The organism is Actinomadura syzygii (assembly GCF_008085905.1).
GTDB lineage: Bacteria > Actinomycetota > Actinomycetes > Streptosporangiales > Streptosporangiaceae > Spirillospora > Spirillospora syzygii.
In genome coordinates, this window is sequence record NZ_VSFF01000010.1 from 521,029 (window position 1) to 546,694 (window position 25,666).

Here is a 25,666-nt window from a genome sequence, read left to right on the forward strand (position 1 = left end):
CCTACGAGCTGCCCCGGTAGGTCGCTACGAGCTGGCCCGGCGGGCGCGTTCCACCGCGGCGGGCAGGGCGTCGGCGAGGGCCTTGACGTCGGCCTCGGTGGAAGTGTGGCCGAGCGTGAACCGCAGCGATCCGCGTGCGAGGTCGGCGGCCGAGCCCATCGCGGTCAGGACGTGGCTCGGCTGCGAGACCCCGGCCGAGCAGGCGGAGCCGGTGGAGCAGGCGATGCCGCGCGCGTCCAGCAGCATGAGCAGCGCGTCGCCCTCGCAGCCGGGGAAGGAGAAGTGCGCGTTGCCGGGCAGCCGGTCGACCGGGTCGCCGTTCAGGATCGCGTCCGGCACGGCCGCGCGGACGGCCTCGACCAGCCGGTCGCGCAGCTCGGCGAGGCGGCGCGCCTCGGAGTCGCGGCGGGCGGCGGTGACCTGGACGGCGGCGGCGAACCCGGCGATCGCGGGGGCGTCGAGCGTCCCGGACCGGACGTCGCGCTCCTGCCCGCCGCCGTGCAGCAGCGGCACCGGGTCGAGGAAGACGGGCTCCTTCGGCTTCGCCAGCAGCAGCGCGCCGACGCCGATCGGGCCGCCGAGCTTGTGGCCGGTGACGGTCAGCGCCTGCGCGCCGCTCGTCGCGAACGCGACGGGCAGCGTCCCGGCGGCCTGGACGGCGTCGGTGTGCAGCGGCACGCCGCGCTCGCGCGCGACCGCCGCCAGCTCCGGCACCGGCTGGACCGTGCCGACCTCGTTGTTGGCCCACATCACGCTGGCGAGCGCCACGTCGTCGCCGGAGCCGAGCGCCTCGCGCAGCGCCTCGGGGCGGACGCGGCCCGCGCCGTCGACCGGGATCCAGTCGACCCGGGCGCCCTCCTGGCCGGCGAGCCAGTGCGCCGCGTCCAGGACGGCGTGGTGCTCGACAGCGCTGACCAGCACCCGCGTGCGGGCGGGGGCGGCGGCGCGGCGGGCCCAGAACACGCCCTTCACGGCGAGGTTGTCGGCCTCGGTGCCGCCGGAGGTGAACACGACCTCGCTCGGCCGGGCGTCGAACGCCTCCGCGATGATCTCGCGGGACTCCTCCACCACCCGGCGGGCGCGGCGGCCGACGGCGTGCAGCGAGGACGGGTTCCCGAGCTCGCGCAGCTCCGCCGTCATCGCCTCGACGGCCTCGGGGAGCATCGGGGTGGTCGCCGCATGGTCGAGGTAGGTCACCACGCCGACAACAGTAGCCGCGTCCCGGATGTTCCCCCGCGCGGGCGGGCCGGGAGAGCGCGGGGGAACATCCGGGAATAGCGCCGCGCGGGGCCGGGTTAGCGTGTGTACCGTCCAGCCGGTACAGTGAAATGGTCATGAAACGCGAAGCTCTCCTCGACGCCGCCGAGGCCGTCCTCTCCGAGCAGGGGACGCAGGCGCTGACGCTCACCGCGGTCGCGGACCGCGCGGGCGTCAGCAAGGGCGGACTGCTCTACCACTTCCCGACCAAGGAGGCGCTCGTCCGCGCCATGGTCGCGCGGGTGATCGAGGAGTTCGACGAGCTGATCGCGTCCTACATCGACTCCTACGGGGACGGCGCGCCGAGCGCCTACACCCGCGCCTACGTCGAGGCCACGTTCGAGATCCTCACCGGCGAGGCCCGCGCCCACCGGCGCTGGTCGGCGATCACGGCCGCCGCCGCCGACCCCGAGCAGGCCGAGCCGCTGAACGAGGCCATGCGCCGCTGGCACGGCCGCGACCCGGCGGACGACCCCGACCCGGACGCGGCGATGATCGTCCGGCTGGCGGCCGAGGGGCTCTGGGAAGTCGTGAGCCATCAGCCCGAGCTGTACGACGCCGGGCGCCTCGACGCGCTGAAACGTCGGCTCCTGGGCCTGCTGGAGCGGTGATCCCGGGCGCGCCCGCGCCCCGTCCGAAGAACCACCCGAACGCTCCGGACCCACCTGTCTGGAGCGTTCCACCACGTCTGGGGCCGCGGCCCCGCCGAGCCGAGAAAGAGGTGAACCATGCTGTTCCGCGCCCGTACGGGGACGTTCCTGACCTTCGCGCTGGCAGGGCTGCTGACCGGAGTGTGGGTGGCGCGCATGCCCGCGCTGGCCGCCAAGTTCGGGACGAACGAGGGCGAGATCGGCATCGTCGTCCTCGTCTGGGGGCTCGGCGCGATCGCCGCCATGCAGGCGCTGCGCGGCGTGCTGGCCCGCGCGGGCAGCCGCGCCGCGCTGCGGGTGGCGCTGCCGCTGACCGGGGTGTCCTACGCGGCGGTGGCGCTCGCCCCGTCCTACGGCGTGCTGCTCGCCGCCGTCGTGCTGTTCGGCATGACGTTCGGGATCACCGACATCGCGATGAACGCGCAGGGCAGCGTGGTCGAGCGCGCGTACCGGCGGTCGATCATGAGCGGCATGCACGCGGGCTGGTGCGTCGGCGCGATGAGCGGCGGGCTGTTCGGCGTCGCCACCGCCGCGGCCGGGCTCGGGTTCACCGAGACCGTGCTCGCCGCCGCGGTGCTGACGCTGCCCGCGGGCCTCGCGCTCGGCCGCACCTACCTGCCGGACCCGCCCGCGCCCGCCGCGTCCGGGACGGGCCGCCGCGCCCGCCGCCTGCCGCCCGCCGTGTACCTGATCGGCGTCCTCGGGTTCATCGCGTTCATGACCGAGGGCTCGATCGCCGACTGGAGCGGGCTGCTGCTGCACGACGAGATGGGCGCGACCGAGGCCGTCGCCGCGTTCGGCTACCCGATGTTCGAGCTGGCGATGCTGATCGGACGGCTCGTGGGCGACCGCGTCCGGATGCGGGTCGGCACCCGGCGGCTGCTGATCGGCGCGGGCCTCGGCACCGCCGCCGGGATGACGGTCGTCGTGCTGGCCCCGGCGGCGCCCGTCGCCATCGCCGGGTTCTTCTTCACCGGCCTCGTGGTGTGCACGGTCGTCCCGACGACGATCTCGCTGGCCGGGGCCGTCGCGCCGGACCGTCCGGCCGCGGCCGTGGCGCAGGTCGGCGCGATGGGCTACGGCGGGCTGCTGCTCGGCCCGGTCGTCGTCGGCTTCCTGTCGGACGCCACGTCGCTGCGGGTCGGCGTCGCGACGGTCGTCGTGCTCGCGCTGCTCATCGCGGCGGGCGCCCGGTTCGTCCCGCTGCGCGCGCCGGGCGACGTCGCCGCCGTCCCCGCCGAGGCCCCGCCGACCGACGCCCGGCCCGAGCCCATCGCCGCCTAACCCGCCGCACCGCCGCTCTGATCCGGTATAACCCGTTCTGGATCACGGTGATGGGGGCGGTGCATGGGCGGGTGGCAGGTCCCGGGGTACAGCGAGCTGCGGGTGCTCGGCGAGGGCGCGCAGGGCCGGGTCGTGCTGGCCCGGCACGACGCGACCGGGCGTCCGGCCGCGATCAAGTACCTGGCGGACGCGGTGGCCGGGGACGCCGGCTTCCGCGAGCGGTTCCGCCGCGAGGCGGACCTGCTGCGGCGGCTGCGCAACCCGTTCGTCGCGCAGATGTTCGGGCTGGTCGAGACGGCTGACGGCGCCGCCATCGTCATGGAGGCGGTGGACGGCGCGTCCCTCAAGGCGGTGCTCGCCGAGCGCGGCCCGCTGCCGCCCGAGGCGGCGCTGACCCTGCTCAAGGGGTCGCTGCTGGGGCTGGCGTCCGCGCACGACGTCGGCATCGTGCACCGCGACTACAAGCCCGCGAACGTGATCGTCCGGGGCGACGGGCTGAGCAAGCTGATCGACTTCGGGATCGCCGTGGACGCGGGCGCCGCCGGTCGCTCCGGGACGCCCGTCTACATGGCGCCCGAGCAGTGGCGGGACGAGCCCGCGTCCCCGTCCACCGACGTGTACGCGGCGGCCTGCGTGTTCTTCGAGTGCGTGACCGGGCGCCGCCCGTACGCCGCCGAGGACCAGGCCGGGCTGATGGGCCGCCACCTGACCGCGCCGGTCCCGGTGGAGGACGTCCCCGAGCCGCTCCGCCCGCTGATCCAGCGGGGCATGGCGAAGAACCCGTGGGAGCGTCCGCTCGGCGCGGCGGCGTTCGTCGCCGAGCTGGAGTCGGTCGCCTCCGGCGCGTACGGCGCGGACTGGGAGGGACGCGGCGTCCGGACGCTCGCCGGGGCCGCCGCCGCGCTGTCGGTGCTGTTCCCGCTGACCGCGCTCGGCCTCGGCTCCGGCGGCGCGGCGTCCGGCGCGGCCGGGGCCGCGGGGGCCGCCGGGGCGGCGGGCGCGGCCGGGAGCAGCGGCGGCGGCGCCGGGGCCGGGGCGCTCGGCGCGCTGGGCGCGAAGGGGACGGTGGCGATCGCGGGCGGGGCCGCCGCCCTCGCCGTGGGCGGCGGCGCGGCCGTCTACGTCGCGACCGCCGACGAGGCCCCGAAGCCGATCGTGACGCGGCTCGCCGCGCTGAGCGAGCCCCAGCGGGACATCGGCGACGGGAAGACGTTCCAGGCGCAGGGCCGCGTCGTCCAGGTCGCGGGCGGCGACGCGGCGCTCAACCGCAAGATCAACCAGGCGCTGCGGGCGCCGCTCGAACAGCGCTGGGCCAAGGTCCGCAAGGGCCTGGACGGCATCGGCCGGGGCGGGTACACCGACGTCGTGACGCCGCGGATCCTGATGCGCAACGACCGGCTGCTGTCCGTCTGGTACGGCGTGGAATTGCGCGGCGAGCGCGGGACGGGCTGGGACCAGTCGCAGGCCGCGACCGTCGACCTGCGGACCGGCGCGTCCTACCGGCCGCTCGACCTGTTCCGCGTCCCGTCCGACCAGGGCCTCAGGCCGCTGGACGGCAAGGTCAAGACGCACCTGCCGGACGGCGTCTACTGCTACAGCGACCGGACGTCCACGGGCGGGCCGATCCAGCCGGAGGGGACCGACGACCCGTCCAGGTTCGTCAAGACGGGCGACGTCACGATGGCTCTCACGCCGCAGGGCGTCCGCGTGGCGTTCTACGGGTCGATCCTCGGCTACGCCTCGGCGTGCGGGCTGCTGGACGTGGTCGTCCCGTACGCGGAGATCGGCACGATGCTCAAGCCGACGCTGCTCGCGGCCGTGCCGTACCCGTCGCCCGCCCGCTCCTGAGCGAACGGGCGACGGGGCCCTCACCTGCGCTTGGTGATCTCCTCGGTGAGCTGCGGCGCGACCTGGAACAGGTCGCCCACGATCCCGAAGTCGACCAGCTCGAAGATCGGCGCCTCGGGGTCCTTGTTGATGGCGACGATGGTCTTCGAGGTCTGCATGCCGGCCCGGTGCTGGATGGCGCCGGAGATGCCGACCGCGATGTAGAGCTGCGGCGACACGGTCTTGCCGGTCTGCCCGACCTGGAACGAGTGCGGGTACCAGCCCGCGTCCGTCGCGGCCCGGGAGGCGCCGACCGCCCCGCCGAGCGAGTCGGCCAGGGCCTCGATGATCGAGAAGTTGTCGGCGCCGCCGACGCCGCGCCCGCCGGAGACGACGATCGCGGCCTCGGTGAGGTCCGGGCGCTCGCCCTTCTCCTGGACGACCTTCTCCACGATCCTCGCGGCCTTGTCGGCGTCCGACAGCGCCACCGTCACCTGCTCCTCGGCGGGGGCGGCGGCGTTCGGCTCCGGCGCGACCGAGTTCGGCCGCACGGCGATGATCGGCGTGCCGGTCTTCACCTTCGCGTGCGCGATGATCCCGCCGCCGAAGATGGAGTGCTCGGCGACGAAGCCGTCGGTGACGTCCACGACGTCGGTGAGGACGCCGGAGCCGGTCTTCACCGCGAGGCGTCCGGCGATCTCCTTGCCCTCGGCGGTCGCGGCCACCAGCACCGCCGCCGGGGACCTCTCGTTCACGAGCTGCGCGAGCAGCGCGGCCTTGGGCGCGACGACGTACGAGGTCAGCTCCTCGTCGGCGGCCACGTAGACCTTGCCCGCGCCGTACTCGCCGAGCCGGTCCCTCGCGTTCTCGTAGCCGGGGCCGACCCACACCGCGGCGGCCTCGCCGAGCCGGTTCGCCAGCGTCAGCAGTTCGAGCGTGACCTTCTTGACCTCACCGTCGACATGGTCGACGAGGACGAGAATCTCCGCCATTGTTCGCTAATCCCCTTCCTCGGTCAGACGAACTTCTTCGACGCGAGGAACTCGGCGATCTTCGCGCCGCCGTCGCCCTCGTCGGTGACGATCTGACCCTTCGCGCGGGGCGGCGCCTCGGCGAAGTCGACCACCTCGGTGGCCGCGTTCGCGAGGCCCACCTGGCCCGCGTCGATGCCGGCGTCGCCCAGGCCGAGCGTCTCGACCGGCTTCTTCTTGGCCGCCATGATCCCCTTGAACGAGGGGTAGCGCGGCTCGTTGATCTTCTCGACCACGCTGACCACCGCGGGCAGCGTCGCCTCGACACGGTCGAACCCGTAGTCGGTCTGCCGCTGGATCTTGATGGACGTCCCGTCGATCTCGACCTTGTTGGCGAGCGAGAGCTGCGGGACGCCGAGCCGCTCGGCGAGCATCGCGGCGAGCACGCCGGTGCGCGCGTCGGTGGACTCCGAGCCGAGGATCACGAGGTCGAACTCGGTCCGGCCGAGCGCCTGCTGGATCGCGTACGAGGTCTGCAGCGCGTCGGAGCCCGCGAGACCGTCGTCGAGGAGGTGCACGGCCTTGTCGGCGCCCATGGCGAGGGACTTGCGGATCGAGTCGGCGGCCTTGTCGGGGCCCATGCTCAGAACGGTCACCTCGCCGCCGTGGGCCTCCTTGATGCGCAGCCCCTCTTCGATGGCGTACTCATCGAGCTCGTTGATGACACCGTCCGCTGCGGCACGGTCGAGCGTGCTGTCATCGGACTTCAGCTTGCGCGGGCTCTCCGTATCGGGAACCTGCTTCACCAGGACGACGATGTTCATGGCCGGTGGCCGACCTCCCCTGCACTCAGTTGGCCGCTGAGGTCAGCGGCAGAGGTGCGCGGCCCTGGCGGGCCGACGCGGACGTGCGCTTTCGAAGTCACAGCCTGCCAAACACCCGAACGGGCTTCGGACCCGGGTCCCTGATTCGGCCGTGTCGGAATAATGTTACCCGTCAGTAGTGTACTCGCGAATCAGAACCTGTTCACGGCGTTCTGCAACCGGTCCATCGTGCTCTCCAGGGACCGCTGGAGGCCGTACATCGGCGAGAAGCTCGGCGTGAGGGTCAGCGCGCCGAGCGCCGCCAGCAAGGCCAGCGCGCCGAGGACCGCGACCGCCGCGGCGATCCGCCGGGGGCGCCGCGCGACCGACAGGAACATCCGCTCCAGCTGCCGCTTCGGGGCGCTGACGCCGGGCGCCGTCCACAGCACGGCGGCGCCGGCCCCGGCCCCGAACGCGCACGCGGCGAGCGAGTCGATCTCGCCGCCGACCGCCGTCGCCGCGACCAGCCCGAGCGGCACGGCGACCGCGACCGCCGCCGCGTACGGGACGGTCAGCAGCGTCCGGCCGAACGCCCACGCCCAGCCGCGGGCCGTCGTCCCGGCGACGCGGAGCAGCGTCACCGCGCAGAGCGACAGCACGAGCCCGGCGATCGGCGCCATCACCACGACGGCGACCGCGATGACCATCACCAGGGCCGTGAGGAGCCGCGCCCACCCGCGCGCCACCGCCAACTCCGGCGCGGGCCCGGCCGGAGCGGGGATCGGCGGGCGCGGGACGGGCGAGTGCGAGACGGGCGAGGGCTGGACGGGTGAGGGCGCCCGGCGCGGCGGCGGCGCGAGGGGCGGCGGGGTCCTGGTCTCCGGGCCGCCGGGCAGGACCAGCCCGGCCGCGGCCTCCACCAGCCCGGCCGCCGACGGGCGGGCGCCCGGATCGGCGGCCATGGCCGCCTCGACGAGCGGGCGCAGCGCCTCGGGCAGGACGGCGGCGGGCGCGTCCGGCGTCCCGGTGGCGGCGAAGATCACGGTCGCGGCCCAGGCCCGGACGTCCCCGGCCGGACCGCCGCCCGCGCCGCCCGCGCCTTCCGGGCCGAGCGCGAAGTCGACGACGACGGGCGCGCCGTCCACGACGAGGACGGTCTCCGGGCCCAGCGCGCCGTGCGCGAGCCCCGCCCGGTGGACGGCCGCGAGCGCCTTGGCCAGCCCGGACGCCAGGCGGCGCAGCGCGTCCCCCGACATCGGCCCGTGCTCGGCGACGGTCTCGGCGAGCGGCCGTCCGGGGACGAACCGCGACACGACATAGGGCGGGGACGCGGCCGGGTCGCCGTCCAGGACGTCCACCACGTAGGGGCTGAGCACCTCGCGCATGCGGGCGATGTCGGGGACGGCGCCCGGCGGCAGCAGCCGGATCGCCACGTCGCGCCCGTCCGGCCCGGCCGCCCGGTGGACGGCCCCCGCGTCGCCGCCCAGCGGGGACAGCAGGCGGTAGGGGCCGATGTGCGCCTGGTGGCTCGTCTCGCCGCTCATATGTGTCGCCACCCTACCGACCCCGGCGCACCCCGCCGGGGACGTCCGATCACATGCCGGGGATGCCGGGGATGTCGGAGACGAAGTCGTGGACGTCGGAGCGCAGGCCCTCCAGGTCCTGGCTCATGCCGTCCAGCGGCGCCGTGTCGGGCGCCTGGTTCTGCGCGACGACGACCAGCACGGTCGCGAGGACCCCGAGGATCAGCGCGCCCGCGAGCGCGACCTCGGCGCGCGGGAACACCGCACCCCAGATCCGGGCGAGCTGCCGCCGCGGCGCGCCGCTGCCCGGCGCGAGGCAGAGCAGCCCGATCACCGCCATGGCGGAGTAGGCGATGGCGGTCGAGGCCGTCATCTCCGACCTCGCGAAGATCAGCACACCGAGCATGATCAGCCCGGCGGCGAAGCTCAGCGACGTCCACAGCAGCGTGGACATCAGCGCGCCCGGCAGGTGCAGCGGCGTCCGGAACGCGGCGGCGACGGCGTCGCCCGAGCGCGGGCCGCGCCGGGTCTGCCGTCCCTCCATGCCCTTGGCGGCCTTGTCGGCCATCCGCAGGACGAGCACGCCCGCGACGGTGACGCCGACCGCGAACAGCGGCGCGAGGTGGGCGAACCCGAGCAGCGCCACCAGGACGAGGAAGCTCAGCACCCGGTACCAGCCGTAGGGCTTCGGGCGGTCGCGCTCGGTGCGGGCGCGGTCCTCGACGCGGCGCTGCGCGTCCTGCGTCCGCGCGTCGTAGGGGCCGCCGCGCTGCAACTCGCCCGGCGGCTGGTGGGGCGGCGGCTGATGGGGCGGCTGATGCGGAGGCGGCCCGTACTGCGGCGGGTATCCGCCCTGGTCGTAGGGGTTCGGCGGGGGGTTCACCCGGGCGTAGCCGTGCTGCTGGTACCGCTCCCCCGCCCGGGTCGGGGCGGGCCCCGGCGGCGGGACGGGCGGCGGCGCGGCGGGCGGCAGCTGGCCGACGAAGTCCTTCGGCTGGGCCGGTGGCGGCGCGGGCGCGGGCGGCGGCGTCGCGGCGGCCGGGATCGCGGTCGACCCGGGCGTGGTCGGACGCGCCCGGACCTCCGACGGCGGCGGCGCGGCCAGCGGCATGGAGAACTGCCGCGAGTGGTCGGGCGCGGTCTCGTCGACCGGCTGCGACGCGCTCGGCTGGGACGTCGGCTGGGACGTGCTGGGTGAGGACGTCGCGGACGGCGCCGGGTAGTGGCGGTCGATCCGGGTCTGGTCGGTGATGGTCGCTTCGATGTGGATGCGCCGGGTGAGCTGGACCAGGTTCACCGCGGTCGGGCGCTCCGCCGGATGCCGGGCCATCGCCGAGCGCAGCACGGGCAGCATCGCGTCCGGCACGCCCTCCAGGTCGGGCGTGCCCTGCATGATCTTGTAGAAGATCGACTCGAAGGTGCCGGAGCCGAACGGCGGGCGGCCGGTCGCGGCGTAGGCGACGGTCCCGGCCCAGGCGTGCACGTCGGACGGCGGCCCCGCGTCCTCGCCCTCGATGATCTCCGGGGCGAGGTAGCCGGGGGTGCCGATGACCATGCCGGTCGCGGTGAGCCGGGTCGCGTCGGCGGCCTGCGCGATGCCGAAGTCGATCACGACGGGCTCGCCGTCCACGAGCATCACGTTGCCGGGCTTCATGTCGCGGTGGACGATCCCGGCCCCGTGGATCGCCGACAGCGCCGACGCCAGCCCGACGCCGAGCCGCTGGAGCCCCGGCCCGTAGATCGGCCCGGCCTCCTCGACGATCTCCTCAAGGGTGCGGCCGGGCACGTACTGGGTGACGATGTAGGGCTGGTCGGCGGTCACGTCGGCGTCGAGGATCTCCGCGACGTGCGGGCTGTGCACCCGGCGCATCGAGTCGACCTCGCGGGCGAGGCGGCGGCGCGCCGTGGCGTCCCCCGCGACCGCGGGCCGCAGCACCTTGATGGCCACGTTGCGCCCCTCGGGGTCGGCGCCGAGGTAGACGACGCCCATGCCCCCTTCCCCCAGGGTCTGGAGCACGCTGTAGTGGCCGATTCGGTCCCCGGACGTGACAGCTCCCCTCATCGTTTCGAAAACCCTACCTTCCGTGGATCGCGTCCCCGCGGAACCGCCGCCCGTCACGCGGCGGACGCGCCGCCGCGTCCCTCGGCCAGGGCGCCCGCGAGCCGGCGCGCCGTCGGCCGCCGGGCCGGATCGCGCCGGAACGCGCTCCGCAGCAGCCCCGCGAGCGGTTCGGGGACGCCGTCGAGATCGGCCTGGCCGCGCAGGATGCGGAAGCACACGCCGTGCAGCGAGCCCCGTCCGAAAGGCGGCCGCCCGGTCGCGGCGCAGGCGACCGTCGCGGCCCAGGAGAACACGTCGGAGGCGGGGGTGGCGCGCTCGCCCTCGATCAGCTCGGGGGCGAGGTAGGCGGGCGTCCCGACGACCATGCCGCGCTTGGTGAGCTGCTCGGCGCCCGCCTCGTGCGCGATGCCGAAGTCGATCAGCGTGGGCCGGTCGCCCATCACGATCACGTTGCCGGGCGCCACGTCGCGGTGCAGCACGCCCGCGTCGTGGACGTCGGCGAGCCCGAGCGCGAGCCGCCGCGCGAACCGGGCCAGCCGGTCGCGGCGCAGCGGCCCGTACGCCGAGATCAGGTCGTTCAGCGGGCAGCCGGGCACGTACTGCATGACCACGTACGGCCGTTCGGCGGTGACCTCGCCGTCGAGCAGGCGCGCGACGTAGCTGCTGCGCACCCGCCCCTGCGCGGACAGCTCCCGCGCCAGCCGCGCGATCGCCTCCGGCTCTCCCCTGAACTCCGGCCTCAGCTCCTTCACCGCGACCTCGCGGCCGCGGGGATCCATGGCGAGGTGCACCACGGCGGTGCTGCCCCGTCCGATCTCGTCCAGCAACCGATAGCCGCCCAGTCGCCGATGCGTCCCCATGAATCCTTAGACGCCGGAAACCGGGCCGACGTTCCGGACAAAACGGACCATCGGCCGAACCGGCGGCCAGGGCCGGTCAGTCGGGCCGGTCAGCCGCGGCGGGCCGCCTGGCGGGCGCGGCGCTCCTCGCGGCGCGTCTCGAACCTGGTGGCGGCGGCGTCGAGGCCGCCCAGGAACTCGCCGAGCTCCTCCAGCGCCTTCGCCCCGTCCCCGGACAGGTCGGCGCGGTCGAACACGTTCCACTTGCGCAGCACCGGGACGAGCACGTCGTCGTGGTGGAGCCGCAGGTCGTAGATCCCGGCGTTGGCGATGATCACCGACTTGCGCATGAAGCCGTCGATGCTGTGGCCGGGCATCTGGAACCCGGTGACGACGTCGGTGATCGCCCGCATCGTCGCGTTCGGCTCGGCCTCCAGCGCGGCGGCCATCAGGTTCCGGTAGAAGATCATGTGCAGGTTCTCGTCGGCCGCGATCCGGGTCATCATCTGCTCGCAGAGCGGGTCGCCGGACGCCCGTCCCGTGTTGCGGTGCGAGACGCGGGTGGCGAGCTCCTGGAACGACACGTACGCCGCGCCGTGCAGGAACGAGTCGCCGTGGTCGGCCTCGTAGCCCGCCTCCATGTGGTGCATGCGGGCACGCTCCAGCGCGACCGGGTCGACGGCGCGGGTCACGGTCAGGTAGTCGCGCAGGGCGATGCCGTGCCGGTTCTCCTCGGCCGTCCACCGGTTGACCCAGGTCCCCCAGGCGCCGTCGCGGCCGAAGACCGTGGCGATCGCCCGGTGGTAGCCGGGGAGGTTGTCCTCGGTGAGGAGGTTGACGATGAGCGACTCGCGCGCCTCGACGCTCAGCTTCGACTGCTCGATCGACCAGGGCTCGCCGTCCAGCGGACCGTCGAAGTCGCGGCCCTCGCTCCACGGCACGTACTGGTGCGGAAACCATTCCTTGGTCATCGACAGGTGCCGGTTCAGCTCCTTCTCGACCACCGGCTCGAGGTCGAGCAGAAGGCCGGTCTGGAGCTTCTCTTCGGGGGTCACGGACATGCGTTTCCTTCACTGGACGACGTGGACGTACCGGACGGTGCCGCCGAGCGCGCGGCACGTGTCAGGGGCTGCCAGCAGGCCATACTCGCGAACCTACTCAACCGTAGGTTCGATCGTCGCCAGTGCGCGCGACCCGCGTCAAGTCGCCTCCGCGACAATCAGGGAGCGCCGAGTTTTGTAGACCCGGGCGAAGGAGAGGGTGTGCGTTTCGTCACCGCGTGTCGGCGGCCTGCTGCCACACGCGGTTCACCGCCGCGCGGAGCAGCGGCCTCGGGACGAGCCGCAACGCGGGGAACGCCGCCTTGTACTGCACGCCGGGGATGCAGAGGGCGCGTCCGGCGGACACGGCGTCCAGCCCGGCCCGCGCCACGTCGTCGCGCCGCAGCCACAGGATGTTGGACGGGACGTCGTCCTCCGTCCGGGTGAAGCCGGGGCACAGCGCCGTGACGTGCACGCCCTTGCCCGCCACCTCGGAGTGCAGGCTCTCGGAGAACGACGCCACGTACGCCTTCGTCGCCCCGTACGTCGCGCTCCCCGGCGAAGGCGCGAAGCCCGACATCGAGGCGACGTTCAGCACCCCGCCCCGGCGCCGCTCGACCATTCCCGGAAGGGCCGCGTGGGTGAGCCGCACCAGCGCCGTCACGTTCAACTCCACCTGCGCGAGGTGGTCGTTCAGCGGCGTCTCCGCGAACGGTCCAAACGCGCCGTGGCCCGCGTTGTTGACGAGCAGTTCGACGGGGTCGGCGCGGAGCCGTCCCTCCACCTCGGCGCGCTGGGCGAGGTCGGTGAGGTCGGCCGCGAGCACCTCGACCGCGACCCGGTACCGCTCGACCAGCTCGCGGGCCAGGTCGTCGAGGAGGCCGGTCCGGCGCGCCACGATCACGAGGTCGGTGCCCCGGGCGGCGAGGACGCGGGCGAAGCTCTCCCCGATCCCGCTGGACGCCCCCGTCACGAGCGCCGTGCGATACGCGTGCCGCATGGCGGCCGATGCTAGCGGCCCGTGTTGGCGCGGCCACGCGGCTCGCCGAAGAATCGAATAACGGTTTAGGCGGTCATGTCGGACGTGCGCACCGGCTCGCCCACGGCCCGCTCCGGCGGCGGCAGCATGGCCCGCGGGTCCTCGCCCGCGACCCACAGCCCGACGAACAACGCGGTGGCCGCCTCCAGCAGGCCCGCCCGGTCCAGGCCGCCGCCGTCCATGGGGACGCAGCCGAGATCGGACACCAGGGTCCGGACGGCCGCGAGCGCCTCGGCGTCGTCCCCGCACAGCGGCACGCCGAGCGGACGCCCTTCGAACACCGGCGGCGTCATCCGCCACACGCTCTCGTGGCACAGGTTGAACGCCTTCACGACCCGCGCCCCGGTCGCGTCCGCGATCCGCCGCGCGGCGGACGGCCCGCCGTCGGTCTTCAACCGCTCGAACGGCGGCTCCATCGGGTTGGTGCAGTCGATCAGGACGCGCCCGGCCAGCGGCCCGGCCTGCCGCAGGACGTCCGGGACGCCCTCGTGCCACACGGCCAGCAGCACGACGTCGCCGAACTCCCCCGCCTCCCGCAACGTGCCGCCGGTCGCCCCGGCTCCGACGCGCTTCGCCAGCGCGACCGCCTTCGCGGGCGTCCGCGCGCCGATCCGCACCTCGTGCCCCTTGCCCGCCCACTGCGCGGCGAGCGCCTCCGCCATGTTCCCCGCGCCCAGCACACCGATCCGCATGACGTCCTCCCGTCTCGACTACCGTCGGACGGGACGCTAGGCGGTCCGTTCCGCACCGTCCGGTGCGTATCGGACGCGGCACAATCGCGCCGGGGGGAGACCATGGGCGACAGGGAGTTCACCGCCGACTGCCAGACGCGGCTCGCGCTCGACCTGCTGTCCGGCACCTGGACGGGCGTCGTGCTGTGGGCGCTGCGCGACGGCCCGCTGCGTCCGGGCGAGCTGCGCGCCCGGATCGGCGGCATCAGCCACAAGGTCCTGACCGGGACGCTCCGCCGCCTCGAACACGACGGCCTCGTCACCCGCCGCCGCTACGCCGAGGCGCCGCCGCGCGTCGAGTACGCGCTGACCGCGCCGGGGCGCGGCCTGCTCGTCCCGCTCTCCGCGCTCGGCCGGTGGACCGAGCGCTACGCCGACGACGTCCTCGACGCGCGGGACCTCGCGGCCGAGGTCAGCGGCCGGTGAACGTCGCCTTGCCGGGGCCCTCCTCCATGAAGCTCTTCATCCCGGCGGCCTGGTCCTCGGTGGCGAACAGGGCGGCGAACTGCGTCCGCTCGATCTCCAGGCCGGTCTCCAGGTCGACCTCAAGGCCCGCGTCGATGGCCTGCTTGGCGGCGCGCAGCGCGATCGCCGGGCCGCCGACGAACGTCGCCGCCCACTCCTTCGCCGCCGCGTAGACCTGGTCGTCCGGGACGACCCGGTCGACCAGCCCGAGCGCGAGGGCCTCGGCGGCGCCGACGTGCCGTCCGGAGAACACCAGGTCCTTGGCCCGCGACGGGCCGATCAGCCGGGACAGCCGCTGCGTCCCGCCCGCGCCCGGGATGATGCCGAGCTGGATCTCCGGCTGCCCCACCTTGGCGCTCTCGCCCGCGACGCGGAAGTCGGCGGTCAGCGCCGTTTCGAGGCCGCCGCCGAGCGCGTACCCGGTGATCGCGGCGATGACCGGCTTCGGGATCCCGGCGAGCGCCTTCGCGAAGTCCTGCAGCAGGCGCGAGTGCCCGGCGGACATCTGCGCGTACGACATCGGGGCCATCTCCTTGATGTCCGCGCCCGCCGCGAACACCCTCTCCCCGCCGTACAGGACGACGGCGGCGACCGCGTCGTCCTGCGTGACCTGGCGCGCCGCGTCGATCAGCTCAAGCTGCATCTGGGCGTTCAGGGCGTTCATCTTCGGACGGTCGAGCCTGATCGTCGCGACCCCGTCCTCGACCTCGACCCGTACGAACTCGCCCACGGCGACCCTCCTGGAGTGAAACGGCGGCAAACGCCACGAGCCTAACGCGACGCTCCGAGGCCACCGTGACGGCGGTCGGCCCCGCGACGTGAGGCACGAAACGGAACGTCAGAGGCTGCTGGTAGCTTCGGTGACCATGCTCGTCGCCCACGCCACCTGGCATGGCGGTGCGCTCTGCTTGTGGGCCGAGCGCACCGGGCCCTATGGGCTTCCCTCCGACGATGTCCACCCCTTCGCTTCGCGTGATTTCGCGGGGACGTCGTATGAGCCGTTCGTCCGGGGCGCGATCAGGGTCGAGTTGGCGATGGCGCTGCCGACGTCGGGCGGGCATCCGCTGCCGTCCGCCGAACTGGGGCCCGAGCCGGTGGCGGACGAGCCCGAGCTGCGCCTGTGGCGCGTCCCGGCGCTCGTACTGGAGCCGTTCCCCGCGATGGCGCTGCTCCAGGCCGCCGAGCAGAGCGCCGACGTGGTCCCCGGGGGCGACCTGCGCTTCCTGTGCCTGGTCGCGGGCGAGGCCGTCCGGCTGACGGAGCGGGGGCAGGTGCTGCCCGCGCTGCTACGCGAGGACGGCGACCTCGTCGCCCGCTGGCGTCCGGTGCTGGACGAACCGGCCCGCTTCCGGGCGCTGGCCCGCGCGATGCCCGCCGCCTGCCGCGCGGCGGGCGGCGGGCGGCCCGCCGCCGAGGTGCTGCGCGAGGCGCTGTCCGGGCTGGTCGACACGGCGGTCCGCGGGGTGGTGCCGCATCCGCTGCTGGCGCCCCGGCGCGGCAAGGTCCCCGAGCGGCTGCCGCTCGCCGAGCGCTGGGCCGCCGCGCTCACCGGGCCGTCCGCGGCGGTCGCCCGCGAGCCGCGCGACGACCCGGACGACCTGATCGCCGAGCTGGACGCCTGGGCCGCCGCCGCGCGCCGCCCGTCCGGCCCGCTGCGGGTGTGCTTCCGGCTCGCCGAGCCCGGCCCGGGCGACGAGGGGAAGGACGGCGAGAAGACCGCGTGGCGCGTCGAGTTCGCGCTCCAGGGCACCGACGACCCGAGCCTCTACGTGCCCGCCGCGACCGTGTGGGAGGGCGAGGCCGCCTCGATCCCGCGCGCCGAGGAGACGCTGCTCACCGGCCTCGGCCGCGCGCTGCGGCTGTTCCCCGAGATGTCCCCGGCGCTGGACGGCCCGTCCCCCGCCGGGCTGCCGCTCGACACGGCGGGCGCGTTCCGCTTCCTGCGGCAGGCGGCGCCGATGCTGGCCGCCGCCGGGTTCGGCGTGCTGCTGCCGCAGTGGGCGGGCAAGGCGAAGCTCGGCATGAAGCTGACGACGCGGAACGACGACCCCGAGGCGTCGTCCGGGTCGGCGGCATCGTCGGGGTTCGACCTGAAGGCCATGGTCGACTTCCGCTGGGAACTCGCCATCGGCGACGAGAGCATCGACGAGGAGGAGCTCGCGGAGCTGGCCCGGTTGAAGACGCCGCTCGTCCGGCTGCGCGGCCAGTGGGTCGAGCTGGACGAGCACCAACTCGAAGCCGCCCTCGACTTCCTGCGCCATCCGCGGCGCGGCCGCATGACGGCGGCGGAGGCGGTCCGCGCCGTCGTCCACGCGGGCGACGACGCGCTCCCGCTGACCAGCGTCGACGCGGGCGGCGCGCTCGGCGACCTGCTGTCCGGGGAGGCCGACCGGCGGCTCGTCCCGATGCGCACCCCCGAGGGATTCAACGGAGTGCTCCGCCCGTTCCAGGAGCGCGGCCTGGCCTGGCTGAAATTCCTCGACGGGATCGGCCTGGGCGGGATCCTGGCCGACTCGATGGGCTTGGGAAAATGTATCGGCAAGGACGAATTCGTCTATGTCAACGGCGCCCTGACCAAGGCGAAGGACGTCTGGGCGCGCTACGCGACGATCCCACAGTGGCATGGGGAAGGCGAATGGTCCGAGCCAGCGAAGGCACTGACGGTGAACTCCATCACCGCCGACGGCCGAATCGCGCCCGCCGACGTCGACCGTCTGTACCGCCAGCACATCCGGGAGAAAGTGCGAAGGGTCTCCCTGGACGACGGAAGCCAGATCGTGGTCACGCGCCGTCATCGCCTTCTCGGCCTCGATGACTGGACGAGGGACCTGCGGCCGGGCACCCGCGTCTGTGTCCCGGCGCGACTGCACCACAGGGGCGCTCCGGTCGACCCGGATCTGACCGTCCTGCTCGCGTGGCAGATCGCGGAGGGGTCCGAGGGACGCTGGTCGAGCGTGGTCATCACGCAGAAGGACGTCGGCGTGCTGCACGACCTCCGCGCGCGACTGCTGCGCGTCACCGAGCGATTCGGCCTCCGGATGAACGAATCGAAGATCATTCCGGCGGCCGGCTCGAGGGCTGCCTATCTGAGGTTCAGCGGAATGCCCTACCGCGCCCTCCTGGAGGAGCACAGGTACCGCTGGGGCGGAAACTCCGCGCACAAACGCATTCCCGACACGATCGTCTCCGCCGACGACGACACCGTCCGGATCTTCCTGCGAAACTACTTCGCGGCCGAATGCTCAGTACCGGCATCGAGCCGAATGGTGGAGATCAGTTCGGCCTCCGTCTGGATCATCCGCCAACTCAGCACGATGCTGCGCCGGTTCGGCGTCTGGCTGCGCGTGTCCACCAAATGGAAGTACGCCACCAACGGGAAACGCGTTCGGCGTCCTTATCAGGTCGGCGTGATCGGCGGCTCCAGCCTGCGCTCGTTCAATGAGCTCATCGGAATCGCCGATCCGGCCAAACAGGCTCGGCTGGACGAGATCTGCTCACTCCCGCCCAACACCAATGTAGAGGGAATACCCGGCAGCGACCTCCTCTACCGGGCCCACGACCTCACCGGCCTCCCGATGCGCCATTTCGGAGTAAAAACCGTCTATTTCTACGGAACCCAGGAGCTGTCGAATAAGACGGCATGGGAGGCGATACACGGCATGGACCGCGTCCTCTCCGGTGACGCACGAGTCGAGTACGCGGCCCGCAAAGGCAGCAAGTGGACGGCGCAGACCCTGGCGGCCTACGACGATCTCGACCGCGTCGGCCTCCAGCGGATCCGCGACGGGCTCGCGGAGCGGGCGTCTCGCGAGGTCCACTACGCCACGGTCGTCTCGGTGGAGGACATCGATTACGAGGGATACGTCTACGACTTCGAGGTCGCCGAGCACCATAACTACGTCGCCGAGGGCATCATCTGCCACAACACCGCCCAGACGCTGGCCCTGATGGCGTCCGAGCGCGAGGGTGGCGCGCGCCCCGGCCCCACGCTGCTGATTGGCCCGATGTCGCTGGTGGGGAACTGGCAGCGGGAGGCGGCGCGGTTCACGCCGAAGCTGCGCGTGTACGTCCACCACGGGACGGGACGGCACCGCGGCGACGACCTGGTCCAGGCCGCGGCGGGCGCCGACCTCGTCCTCACCACCTACGGGACGGCGACCCGCGACGCCGAGTCCCTCGCGCAGATCGGCTGGGAGCGGGTCGTCTGCGACGAGGCGCAGGCGCTCAAGAACAGCGGGACGCGCCAGGCCAGGGCGGTCCGCAGCATCCCGGCGCGCAACCGCATCGCGCTCACCGGCACCCCGGTCGAGAACCACCTCACCGAGCTGTGGTCGATCATGGAGTTCGCGAACCCGGGGCTGCTCGGGCCGCGCGCCGCGTTCCGGCGGCGGTTCGCGATCCCGATCGAGCGGGACGGCGACGAGCAGGCCGCGCTGGCGCTGAAACGGGCCACCCAGCCGTTCGTCCTGCGCCGCCTGAAGACCGACACCTCGATCATCTCCGACCTGCCCGAGAAGCAGGAGATCAAAGTCTACTGCAACCTGACCGCCGAGCAGGCGTCGCTCTACCAGGCGACCGTCGACGACATGCTCCAGCAGATCGCGGAGGCCGACGAGACGCAGCGGCGCGGGCTCGTCCTCGCGACGATGGCGAAGCTCAAGCAGGTCTGCAACCATCCGGCGCAGCTCCTCAAGGACGGCTCGCGGCTGCCCGGCCGGTCCGGCAAGCTCGAACGGCTGGAGGAGATCTGCGCCGAGGTGCTCGGGCAGGGCGAGAAGGCGCTCGTCTTCACGCAGTACGCCGAGTTCGGCTCGATGCTCCAGCCGTATCTCGCGGGGCGGCTCGAACGCCCGGTGCTGTGGCTGCACGGCGGGACGTCCAAGCAGGGGCGCGACGACCTCGTCGAGCGCTTCCAGAGCGACGCCGAACCGTCCATCTTCCTGCTGTCGCTCAAGGCGGCCGGGACGGGCCTGACGCTGACGGCCGCGAACCACGTCGTCCACGTCGACCGCTGGTGGAACCCCGCCGTCGAGGACCAGGCGACCGACCGCGCGTTCCGCATCGGGCAGACCCGCAACGTCCAGGTCCGCAAGTTCATCTGCGTCGGGACGATGGAGGAGCGCGTCGACGAGATGATCGAGCGCAAGAAGGCCCTCGCCGACTCGATCGTCGGCACCGGCGAGGACTGGCTGACCGAGCTGTCGGTCGCCGAGCTGCGCGACGTCCTGCGGCTGTCACCGGACGCGGTGAGCGGCTGATGTCCGAGGAGCCGGAGAGCCTCAAGGCCCGCACCAAACGCGGCTCGATCGGCGCGCGGTGGTGGTCGCGCCGCTTCATCGACCTGGTCGAGTCGTTCGCCGACACCGGGCGCCTCCAGCGCGGCCGGACGTACGCGCGCAAGGGCAACGTGTTCGACCTCAAGGTCTCCCCCTACGAGGTGACGGCGCGGGTGCGGGGCACCGCGCCCGACCCGTACGAGGTGGCGCTCGGCATCGACGCGATCGAGCCGGACGGCTGGCGCGCGGTGGAGCGGGAGCTGGCGTCCCGCGCGGTGTTCAAGGCGCGGCTGCTCGCCGGGGAGATGCCGCCCGAGATCGAGTGGGTGTTCGCCGAGCTGGGCCTGTCGCTGTTCCCCGGCGAGGCGTCCGACCTGCACCTGATGTGCGACTGCCCCGACTGGGGCGATCCGTGCAAGCACGCCGCCGCCGTCCTGTACCTGCTGGCGGAGAAGTTCGACGACGACCCGTTCCTGATCCTGCTGTGGAACGGGCGGGGCCGCGAGAGCCTCCTCTCGTCGCTGCGCCGCGACTCCGCCGTGGAGCCCGACCCGCTCGACATGGCCGACGAGCCGCTCACCGCCGCCGGGTTCTGGACGCCGCCGTCCGGGCTCGCCGGGCTGCGCGACCGCCCGGCCGTCCCTCCCGCCCCGCCGGGCCTGGTCCTCCAGGTCGTCCCGCCCCCGCCGGTGAAGATCCGCCGCCGCGGCTTGGCGGAGGTCCTCGCCCCGGCCTACGAGGCCCTGGCCGGAGACCCCGCCGAAACCGACTAGCCGACGGCGGGGCTAGCGCAGATTGCCGTTCGTCATGCCGGGCGGGTCCGGGGGTAGCGCGACCAGGCCCAGTTCGGCGCGGCCCGACAGGAGCGGGTGGCTCGGCACCACGCGGACGCTGTAGCCGAACGCGCCGCTGCGGCCTAGCGGGACCTCGCCCGTGTAGCGGTGGCGTCCGTCCTCGGCGGGCTCTCCGTCCGCGAGTTCCAGGTAGGACGGCGCGACGAGGGCGTCGGAGTCGTCGACGCGGCCGTACACGACCTCGACGGCGACATCGTCCGGGTCGAGGCCGCCGAGCGCGACGACGGCCCGGACGGTGAGGCGGGCGCCGACCTGCGGGCTCTCCGCCCCGTCCGACTCGACGTGCTCGACGGCGACGTCCGGCCACGCCCGGCGGACCCGCTGCTTCCACGCCGAGAGCGCGCGGGCGCCCGCGAACTTGTCGGCGGTCATGGCCCGCGCCGCCGCGGCGGCCGGGGTGTACAGCTCGTCGACGTAGTCGCGCAGCATCCGGGACGCGAGCACCTTCGGGCCGAGCGTCGCGATCGTGTGCTTCACCATCTCCAGCCAGCGCCGCGGCAGGCCGCTCGCGTCACGGTCGTAGAAGGTGACGGCGACGTGGTCCTCGATCAGCTCGTAGAGGGCGGCGGCCTCCAGCTCGTCCCGCCGGTCGGGGCTCGCGAGGCCGTCGGCGGACGGGATCGCCCAGCCGTCCTGGCCGTCGTACCACTCGTCCCACCAGCCGTCCAGGATCGACAGGTTCAGCCCGCCGTTCAGCGCCGACTTCATCCCGGACGTGCCGCACGCCTCCAGCGGGCGCAGCGGGTTGTTCATCCACACGTCGCAGCCCTGGACCATGAGCTGCCCGAGCGCCATGTCGTAGTCGGGCAGGAACACGATCCGGTGCCGGACGTCCTCCCGCCCGGTGAACCGGACGATCTCCTGGATCAGCCGCTTGCCGCCCTCGTCCGCCGGGTGCGCCTTGCCCGCGACGACGATCTGCACCGGCCGCTCCTCGTCCAGCAGGAGGGCGCGGAGCCGGTCCGGGTCGGTCATCATCAGCGTCAGCCGCTTGTAGGACGGGACGCGCCGCGCGAACCCGATCGTCAGCACGTCCGGGTCGAGCGCGCCGTCGGTCCACGCCACCTCGGCCTCGCTCGCGCCGCGCTGCCGCCACGACTCGCGCAGCCGCCGCCGCGCCTCCAGCACGAGCCGGCGGCGCAGCACGCCGCGGATCCGCCACAGCTCGGTGCCGGGTCGGGTCCGCACCTCCTCCCAGCCCTGCCCGGACTCGACGAGCGACGGCAGCTCCCGCGCGGCCAGCTCCAGCATCTCCCGGGCCACCCACGTGCCCGCGTGCACGCCGTTCGTGATCGACCCGACCGGGACCTCGTCGGTGTCGAAGCCGCCCCACAGCCCGCCGAACATCTCGCGGCTGACCCGGCCGTGCAGTTCACTGACGCCGTTGACGCGCTGCGCCAGCCGCATCCCCATCACGGCCATGTTGAACACGGTGCGGTCGCCGCCCGGGTAGTCCTCCGCGCCGAGCGCGAGGATCCGGTCCACGGGGACCCGCTCCTCCTCGTTCGAGCCGCCGAAGTACCGGCCGATCAGGTCGCGCGGGAACCGGTCGATCCCGGCCGGGACGGGCGTGTGCGTCGTGAACACCGTGCCCGCGCGGACCGCCTCCAGCGCCTCGTCGAAGCTCAGGCCGTCCTCGTCCGCCAGTTCGCGGATGCGCTCCAGGCCGAGGAACCCGGCGTGCCCCTCGTTGGTGTGGAACACCTCCGGCGCCGGATGCCCGGTGACGCGGCAGTACGCGCGGATCGCGCGGACGCCGCCGATGCCGAGCAGCATCTCCTGCAGCAGCCGGTGGTCGCCGCCGCCCCCGTACAGGCGGTCGGTGACGTCCCGCGCCGACCGGTCGTTCTCCTCGACGTCGGAGTCGAGGAGCAGTTGCGGGACGCGCCCGACCCGCGCGACCCACACCTGCGCGTGCAGGCCCTTGCCCTTCGGGAGCCCGACCGCCACCCGGACGGGCGTGCCGTCCGCCTCGCGGAGCAGCGTCAGCGGCAGGCCGTTCGGGTCGATCGGCGGGTAGCGCTCAAGCTGCCACCCGTCCGGCGACAGCGACTGCGAGAAGTAACCGTGGCGATAGAGAAGTCCTACCCCGATGATCGGGACGCCCATGTCGCTCGCGGTCTTCAGATGGTCGCCGGCGAGGATGCCGAGGCCGCCGGAGTACTGCGGCAGCGCGGCGGTGATCCCGTACTCGGGTGAGAAGTAGGCGATGGACGTCGGCGTGTCCCGCCTGGCCTGGTACCAGCGCGGCGCCGTCAGGTATTCGTGCAGGTCCTCGGCGGTGTCCTGGAGCCGGCGCAGGAACCGACGGTCGTCCGCCAGCCGCGCGAGCCGGTCCGGCGCGACCTCGCCGAGCAGCCGCACCGGGTCGTGGTGGACGGCCTTCCACAGCGCCGGGTCCACCGCGCGGAACAGGTCAAGCGTCTCGTGGTGCCAGGACCAGCGCAGGTTGAGGACCAGCTCCTCCAACTGCCGGAGCGGCTCCGGGAGGACGGTGCGGACCGTGAATCGTCGGATTGCCTTCACGCAACGTCACGCTATGCGGTGCCCGGCGCGGACGCGACAGCCGGGGTTGCGTGAACGGCGCGTCGCACACAGTTATCGGGGGTTTGGAGGAGGTATCTGCCGGTTCGCGGGCATGGACGTTTCGGAATTCCCGCACGGGTAGAGGAGGCCTTATGCACGACGAGTCCGGGACGTCCAGCGGAACCGGCATTCCGAGTCTCGGTCGCGTTCCGATCCTTGATGTGGCGCCGGTGGTGGGGTGTGGGCGGTGGCCTGCGAAGGCGGTGGTCGGGGAGACGGTCGAGGTGTCGGCGACGGTGTTCCGGGAGGGGCACGAGCGGTTGGGCGCGGCGGTGGTGCTGCGGACGCCGGAGGGTGAGGAGTTGCCGGGTGAGGTGATGGCGGAGGTGGCGCCGGGGTTGGACCGGTGGGCGGGGCGGGTGACGCCGACCGGGGTGGGTTCGTGGTCGTTTCGGGTGGAGGCGTGGGGCGATCCGATCGCGCATTGGCGGCATGACGCGCGGATCAAGGTGCCGCGTGGGCAGGACGTCGAACTCATGCTCACCGAAGGATCCCTGCTGTACGCGCGGGCGGCCGAGGCGGTGCCGGGCAAGGACCGCCCGACCGTGGAGCGGCTGGCCCGGCGGCTCGGGGACGAGACCGTCCCGGTCACCGACCGGATGGACGCGATCGACGACCCGGACGTGGCCGACGTGCTGACCCGTCATCCGTTGCGTGACCTGTTGACCGTCAGCGACTGGTACCCCCTGGCCGTGCACCGGCAACGGGCCCTGTTCAGCGCCTGGTATGAGTTCTTCCCCCGCTCGGAGGGTGCGACGGTGGATCCGATGGGGCGGCGCGGCCCCATCTCCGGGACCTTCCGCACCGCGATGAAACGCCTCCCCGCGGTCGCCGACATGGGTTTCGACGTGGTCTACCTGCCACCCATCCACCCCATCGGCACCACCCACCGCAAAGGCCCCAACAACACCCTGGACGCCGGCCCCTACGACCCCGGCTCCCCCTGGGCCATCGGTTCCGCGGAGGGCGGGCACGACGCCATCCACCCCGACCTTGGCACGTTGGAAGACTTCGACGCCTTCGTCGAATACGCGGGCTCCCACGGCCTGGAAATCGCGCTCGATCTGGCGTTGCAGTGCTCGCCCGACCATCCCTGGGTGGTCGAGCATCCCGAATGGTTCACCACCCGCGCCGACGGCACGATCGCCTACGCCGAGAACCCGCCCAAGAAGTACCAGGACATCTACCCGCTCAACTTCGACCACGACCCCGACGGGCTCTACACCGAGGTCCGCCGGATCATTCACCACTGGATGGACCACGGGGTGCGGATCTTCCGCGTCGACAACCCCCACACCAAACCCGTCGCGTTCTGGGAACGACTCCTGGCCGACATCCACACCACCGACCCCGACGTCCTCTTCCTCGCCGAAGCCTTCACCCGCCCCGCCATGATGCACACCCTCGCCAAAACCGGGTTCCACCAGTCCTACACCTACTTCACCTGGCGCAACTCCCCCCAAGAACTCCGCGAATACTTCCAAGAACTGGCAGGCCCGGCAGCGGCGTACATGCGGCCCAACTGCTTCACCAACACCCCCGACATCCTCTCGGAATACCTGCAGCACGGCGGACGCGCCGCGTTCCAGATCCGCGCCATCCTCGCCGCCCTCCTCTCCCCCTCCTGGGGCGTCTACACCGGATACGAACTGTGCGAGAACACCCCCGTCCGCCCCGGCAGCGAGGAATACCGCAACTCAGAGAAATACCAATACCGCCCCCGCGACTGGGACGACCCGACCACCCTCGCCCCCCTCCTCACCACGCTGAACACCCTGCGCAACACCCACCCCGCGCTGCAGCAGCTCCGGAATCTGCATTTCCACGATGTGGACCAGCCGGAGTTGCTGGCCTTCTCCAAACGGCACCTGGACGACGTCGTCCTCACCGTGATCAACCTCAACCCGCACCAAGCGCGTGAAGCGACCGTCCACCTCGACCTGCCCGCCCTCGGACTCCCCGACGACCCCCACCACCCCTACACCGTCACCGACCAACTCGACGGCGCCGTCTACACCTGGACCGCCGCCAACTACGTCCACCTCGACCCACATACCAAACCCGCACACATCCTGACGATCGGGAGAAGTGAGAGTTGAGCGGTCCTTATGAGCCACGGCCCGCTTCCGCGCCGGACGACCCCGTGCCGGGCGCGGTGCCAAGGGACGATCCAATCACCGAAATTCCCCCCGACGCGATTCCAACCACATCCGAGCCAGTCCCGGACGCGTTCAGTCCGGAAACACCGCGCGATCCGCATTGGTTCAAGACGGCGGTGTTCTACGAAGTGTCGGTCCGAGGGTTCGCCGATTCCAACGGCGACGGCTACGGCGACCTCCGCGGCCTGATCAACAAACTCGACCACCTGCAATGGCTCGGGATCGACTGCCTATGGCTGCTGCCGATCTACCAATCACCCCTCAAAGACGGCGGCTACGACATCTCCGGCTACACCCAGA

18 protein-coding genes and 2 pseudogenes are annotated in these 25,666 nt (G+C 73.0%); 9 read left to right on the forward strand and 11 right to left on the reverse strand.

The features are described from left to right. Positions 1–24 precede the first annotated feature (24 nt). Positions 25–1,197 (reverse strand): cysteine desulfurase family protein, encoded by a 1,173-nt coding sequence (locus FXF65_RS27825; protein ID WP_148353029.1) that lies wholly within the window; start codon positions 1,195–1,197, stop codon positions 25–27. 137 nt (positions 1,198–1,334) lie between these two features. On the opposite strand from FXF65_RS27825, the gene FXF65_RS27830 reads away from it, so the two are divergent. From FXF65_RS27830 to FXF65_RS27840, 3 genes are all read left to right on the forward strand, one after another. Continuing rightward, positions 1,335–1,868 carry a TetR/AcrR family transcriptional regulator gene (locus FXF65_RS27830; protein ID WP_148352958.1) on the forward strand — a complete coding sequence of 178 codons (534 nt, stop codon included), beginning with the start codon at positions 1,335–1,337 and terminating at the stop codon, positions 1,866–1,868. A 117-nt stretch (positions 1,869–1,985) separates the two neighbouring features. Beyond that, complete coding sequence (locus tag FXF65_RS27835) at positions 1,986–3,191, forward strand: MFS transporter (RefSeq protein WP_148352959.1); 1,206 nt, start codon at positions 1,986–1,988, stop codon at positions 3,189–3,191. A 63-nt stretch (positions 3,192–3,254) separates the two neighbouring features. Next, on the forward strand, positions 3,255–5,039 hold the full coding sequence (locus FXF65_RS27840; protein ID WP_148352960.1) for a serine/threonine-protein kinase: 1,785 nt from the start codon (positions 3,255–3,257) through the stop codon (positions 5,037–5,039). Positions 5,040–5,059: 20 nt separating this feature from the next. Here FXF65_RS27840 and FXF65_RS27845 read toward each other — a convergent pair whose 3' ends face one another. The 8 genes from FXF65_RS27845 to FXF65_RS27880 all read right to left on the reverse strand — a co-directional run bounded on the left by FXF65_RS27845 (position 5,060) and on the right by FXF65_RS27880 (position 13,987). Next, complete coding sequence (locus FXF65_RS27845) at positions 5,060–6,010, reverse strand: electron transfer flavoprotein subunit alpha/FixB family protein (RefSeq protein WP_148352961.1); 951 nt, start codon at positions 6,008–6,010, stop codon at positions 5,060–5,062. Between the two features lie 23 nt (positions 6,011–6,033). Then, entirely contained in the window at positions 6,034–6,813 is a 780-nt protein-coding gene (locus FXF65_RS27850; protein WP_148352962.1) for an electron transfer flavoprotein subunit beta/FixA family protein, read from the reverse strand. Positions 6,814–7,004: 191 nt separating this feature from the next. Beyond that, positions 7,005–8,336, reverse strand: coding sequence for a protein kinase family protein (locus FXF65_RS27855; protein WP_148352963.1), 1,332 nt, complete (start codon positions 8,334–8,336; stop codon positions 7,005–7,007). Between the two features lie 49 nt (positions 8,337–8,385). Continuing rightward, positions 8,386–10,377: a serine/threonine-protein kinase gene (locus tag FXF65_RS27860; protein WP_148352964.1), complete on the reverse strand. Its 1,992-nt coding sequence runs from the start codon at positions 10,375–10,377 to the stop codon at positions 8,386–8,388. A gap of 53 nt (positions 10,378–10,430) precedes the next feature. Beyond that, positions 10,431–11,237, reverse strand: a complete 807-nt coding sequence (locus FXF65_RS27865) for a serine/threonine-protein kinase (RefSeq protein ID WP_148352965.1) — start codon at positions 11,235–11,237, stop codon at positions 10,431–10,433. A gap of 89 nt (positions 11,238–11,326) precedes the next feature. Beyond that, a complete protein-coding gene (locus tag FXF65_RS27870) occupies positions 11,327–12,277 on the reverse strand; it encodes an acyl-ACP desaturase (protein ID WP_148352966.1) in 951 nt (316 codons plus the stop codon). 211 nt (positions 12,278–12,488) lie between these two features. After that, positions 12,489–13,256 carry an SDR family NAD(P)-dependent oxidoreductase gene (locus FXF65_RS27875; protein ID WP_148352967.1) on the reverse strand — a complete coding sequence of 256 codons (768 nt, stop codon included), beginning with the start codon at positions 13,254–13,256 and terminating at the stop codon, positions 12,489–12,491. A gap of 65 nt (positions 13,257–13,321) precedes the next feature. Next, on the reverse strand, positions 13,322–13,987 hold the full coding sequence (locus tag FXF65_RS27880; RefSeq protein WP_148352968.1) for an NADPH-dependent F420 reductase: 666 nt from the start codon (positions 13,985–13,987) through the stop codon (positions 13,322–13,324). 102 nt (positions 13,988–14,089) lie between these two features. On the opposite strand from FXF65_RS27880, the gene FXF65_RS27885 reads away from it, so the two are divergent. Further along, the gene (locus tag FXF65_RS27885; protein ID WP_148352969.1) at positions 14,090–14,452 is read left to right on the forward strand and encodes a winged helix-turn-helix transcriptional regulator; all 363 of its coding nucleotides are present in this window, start codon (positions 14,090–14,092) and stop codon (positions 14,450–14,452) included. Here FXF65_RS27885 and FXF65_RS27890 read toward each other — a convergent pair. Then, a complete protein-coding gene (locus FXF65_RS27890; RefSeq protein ID WP_148352970.1) occupies positions 14,439–15,221 on the reverse strand; it encodes an enoyl-CoA hydratase/isomerase family protein in 783 nt (260 codons plus the stop codon). The genes FXF65_RS27885 and FXF65_RS27890 overlap by 14 nt on opposite strands. 1,141 nt (positions 15,222–16,362) lie before the next feature. Here FXF65_RS27890 and FXF65_RS45485 point away from each other — a divergent pair. From FXF65_RS45485 to FXF65_RS27900, 3 genes and pseudogenes are all read left to right on the forward strand, one after another. Then, positions 16,363–16,782, forward strand: a pseudogene (locus FXF65_RS45485) (SNF2 helicase-associated domain-containing protein); the annotation flags it as partial. Between the two features lie 165 nt (positions 16,783–16,947). After that, positions 16,948–19,749 (forward strand): annotated as a pseudogene (locus FXF65_RS43975) (SNF2-related protein); the annotation flags it as partial. Beyond that, entirely contained in the window at positions 19,749–20,540 is a 792-nt protein-coding gene (locus FXF65_RS27900) for an SWIM zinc finger family protein (protein ID WP_148352971.1), read from the forward strand. The pseudogene FXF65_RS43975 and the gene FXF65_RS27900, both read left to right, overlap by 1 nt. A 12-nt stretch (positions 20,541–20,552) precedes the next feature. On the opposite strand, the gene glgP is transcribed toward FXF65_RS27900, so the two are convergent. After that, positions 20,553–23,147 carry an alpha-glucan family phosphorylase gene (gene glgP, locus FXF65_RS27905; protein ID WP_148352972.1) on the reverse strand — a complete coding sequence of 865 codons (2,595 nt, stop codon included), beginning with the start codon at positions 23,145–23,147 and terminating at the stop codon, positions 20,553–20,555. 152 nt (positions 23,148–23,299) lie between these two features. Here glgP and FXF65_RS27910 point away from each other — a divergent pair, with 152 nt between their 5' ends. Continuing rightward, on the forward strand, positions 23,300–25,306 hold the full coding sequence (locus FXF65_RS27910) for an alpha-1,4-glucan--maltose-1-phosphate maltosyltransferase (protein ID WP_148352973.1): 2,007 nt from the start codon (positions 23,300–23,302) through the stop codon (positions 25,304–25,306). A gap of 98 nt (positions 25,307–25,404) precedes the next feature. Further along, positions 25,405–25,666 (forward strand): alpha-amylase family glycosyl hydrolase (locus FXF65_RS27915; protein ID WP_246199163.1); only part of this gene is annotated, 262 nt, incomplete at its 3' end.

What these genes read in the sequence shown, in the direction of transcription:
- FXF65_RS27880 (WP_148352968.1), bottom strand. Translation starts at nt 13,987, where the DNA reads ATGCGGATCGGTGTGCTGGGCGCGGGGAACATGGCGGAGGCGCTCGCC.
- FXF65_RS27910 (WP_148352973.1), top strand. Translation starts at nt 23,300, where the DNA reads ATGCACGACGAGTCCGGGACGTCCAGCGGAACCGGCATTCCGAGTCTC.
- FXF65_RS27850 (WP_148352962.1), bottom strand. Translation starts at nt 6,813, where the DNA reads ATGAACATCGTCGTCCTGGTGAAGCAGGTTCCCGATACGGAGAGCCCG.
- FXF65_RS27900 (WP_148352971.1), top strand. Translation starts at nt 19,749, where the DNA reads ATGTCCGAGGAGCCGGAGAGCCTCAAGGCCCGCACCAAACGCGGCTCG.
- FXF65_RS27840 (WP_148352960.1), top strand. Translation starts at nt 3,255, where the DNA reads ATGGGCGGGTGGCAGGTCCCGGGGTACAGCGAGCTGCGGGTGCTCGGC.
- FXF65_RS27835 (WP_148352959.1), top strand. Translation starts at nt 1,986, where the DNA reads ATGCTGTTCCGCGCCCGTACGGGGACGTTCCTGACCTTCGCGCTGGCA.
- FXF65_RS27860 (WP_148352964.1), bottom strand. Translation starts at nt 10,377, where the DNA reads ATGAGGGGAGCTGTCACGTCCGGGGACCGAATCGGCCACTACAGCGTG.
- FXF65_RS27870 (WP_148352966.1), bottom strand. Translation starts at nt 12,277, where the DNA reads ATGTCCGTGACCCCCGAAGAGAAGCTCCAGACCGGCCTTCTGCTCGAC.
- FXF65_RS27830 (WP_148352958.1), top strand. Translation starts at nt 1,335, where the DNA reads ATGAAACGCGAAGCTCTCCTCGACGCCGCCGAGGCCGTCCTCTCCGAG.
- FXF65_RS27885 (WP_148352969.1), top strand. Translation starts at nt 14,090, where the DNA reads ATGGGCGACAGGGAGTTCACCGCCGACTGCCAGACGCGGCTCGCGCTC.
- FXF65_RS27855 (WP_148352963.1), bottom strand. Translation starts at nt 8,336, where the DNA reads ATGAGCGGCGAGACGAGCCACCAGGCGCACATCGGCCCCTACCGCCTG.
- FXF65_RS27875 (WP_148352967.1), bottom strand. Translation starts at nt 13,256, where the DNA reads ATGCGGCACGCGTATCGCACGGCGCTCGTGACGGGGGCGTCCAGCGGG.
- FXF65_RS27845 (WP_148352961.1), bottom strand. Translation starts at nt 6,010, where the DNA reads ATGGCGGAGATTCTCGTCCTCGTCGACCATGTCGACGGTGAGGTCAAG.
- FXF65_RS27865 (WP_148352965.1), bottom strand. Translation starts at nt 11,237, where the DNA reads ATGGGGACGCATCGGCGACTGGGCGGCTATCGGTTGCTGGACGAGATC.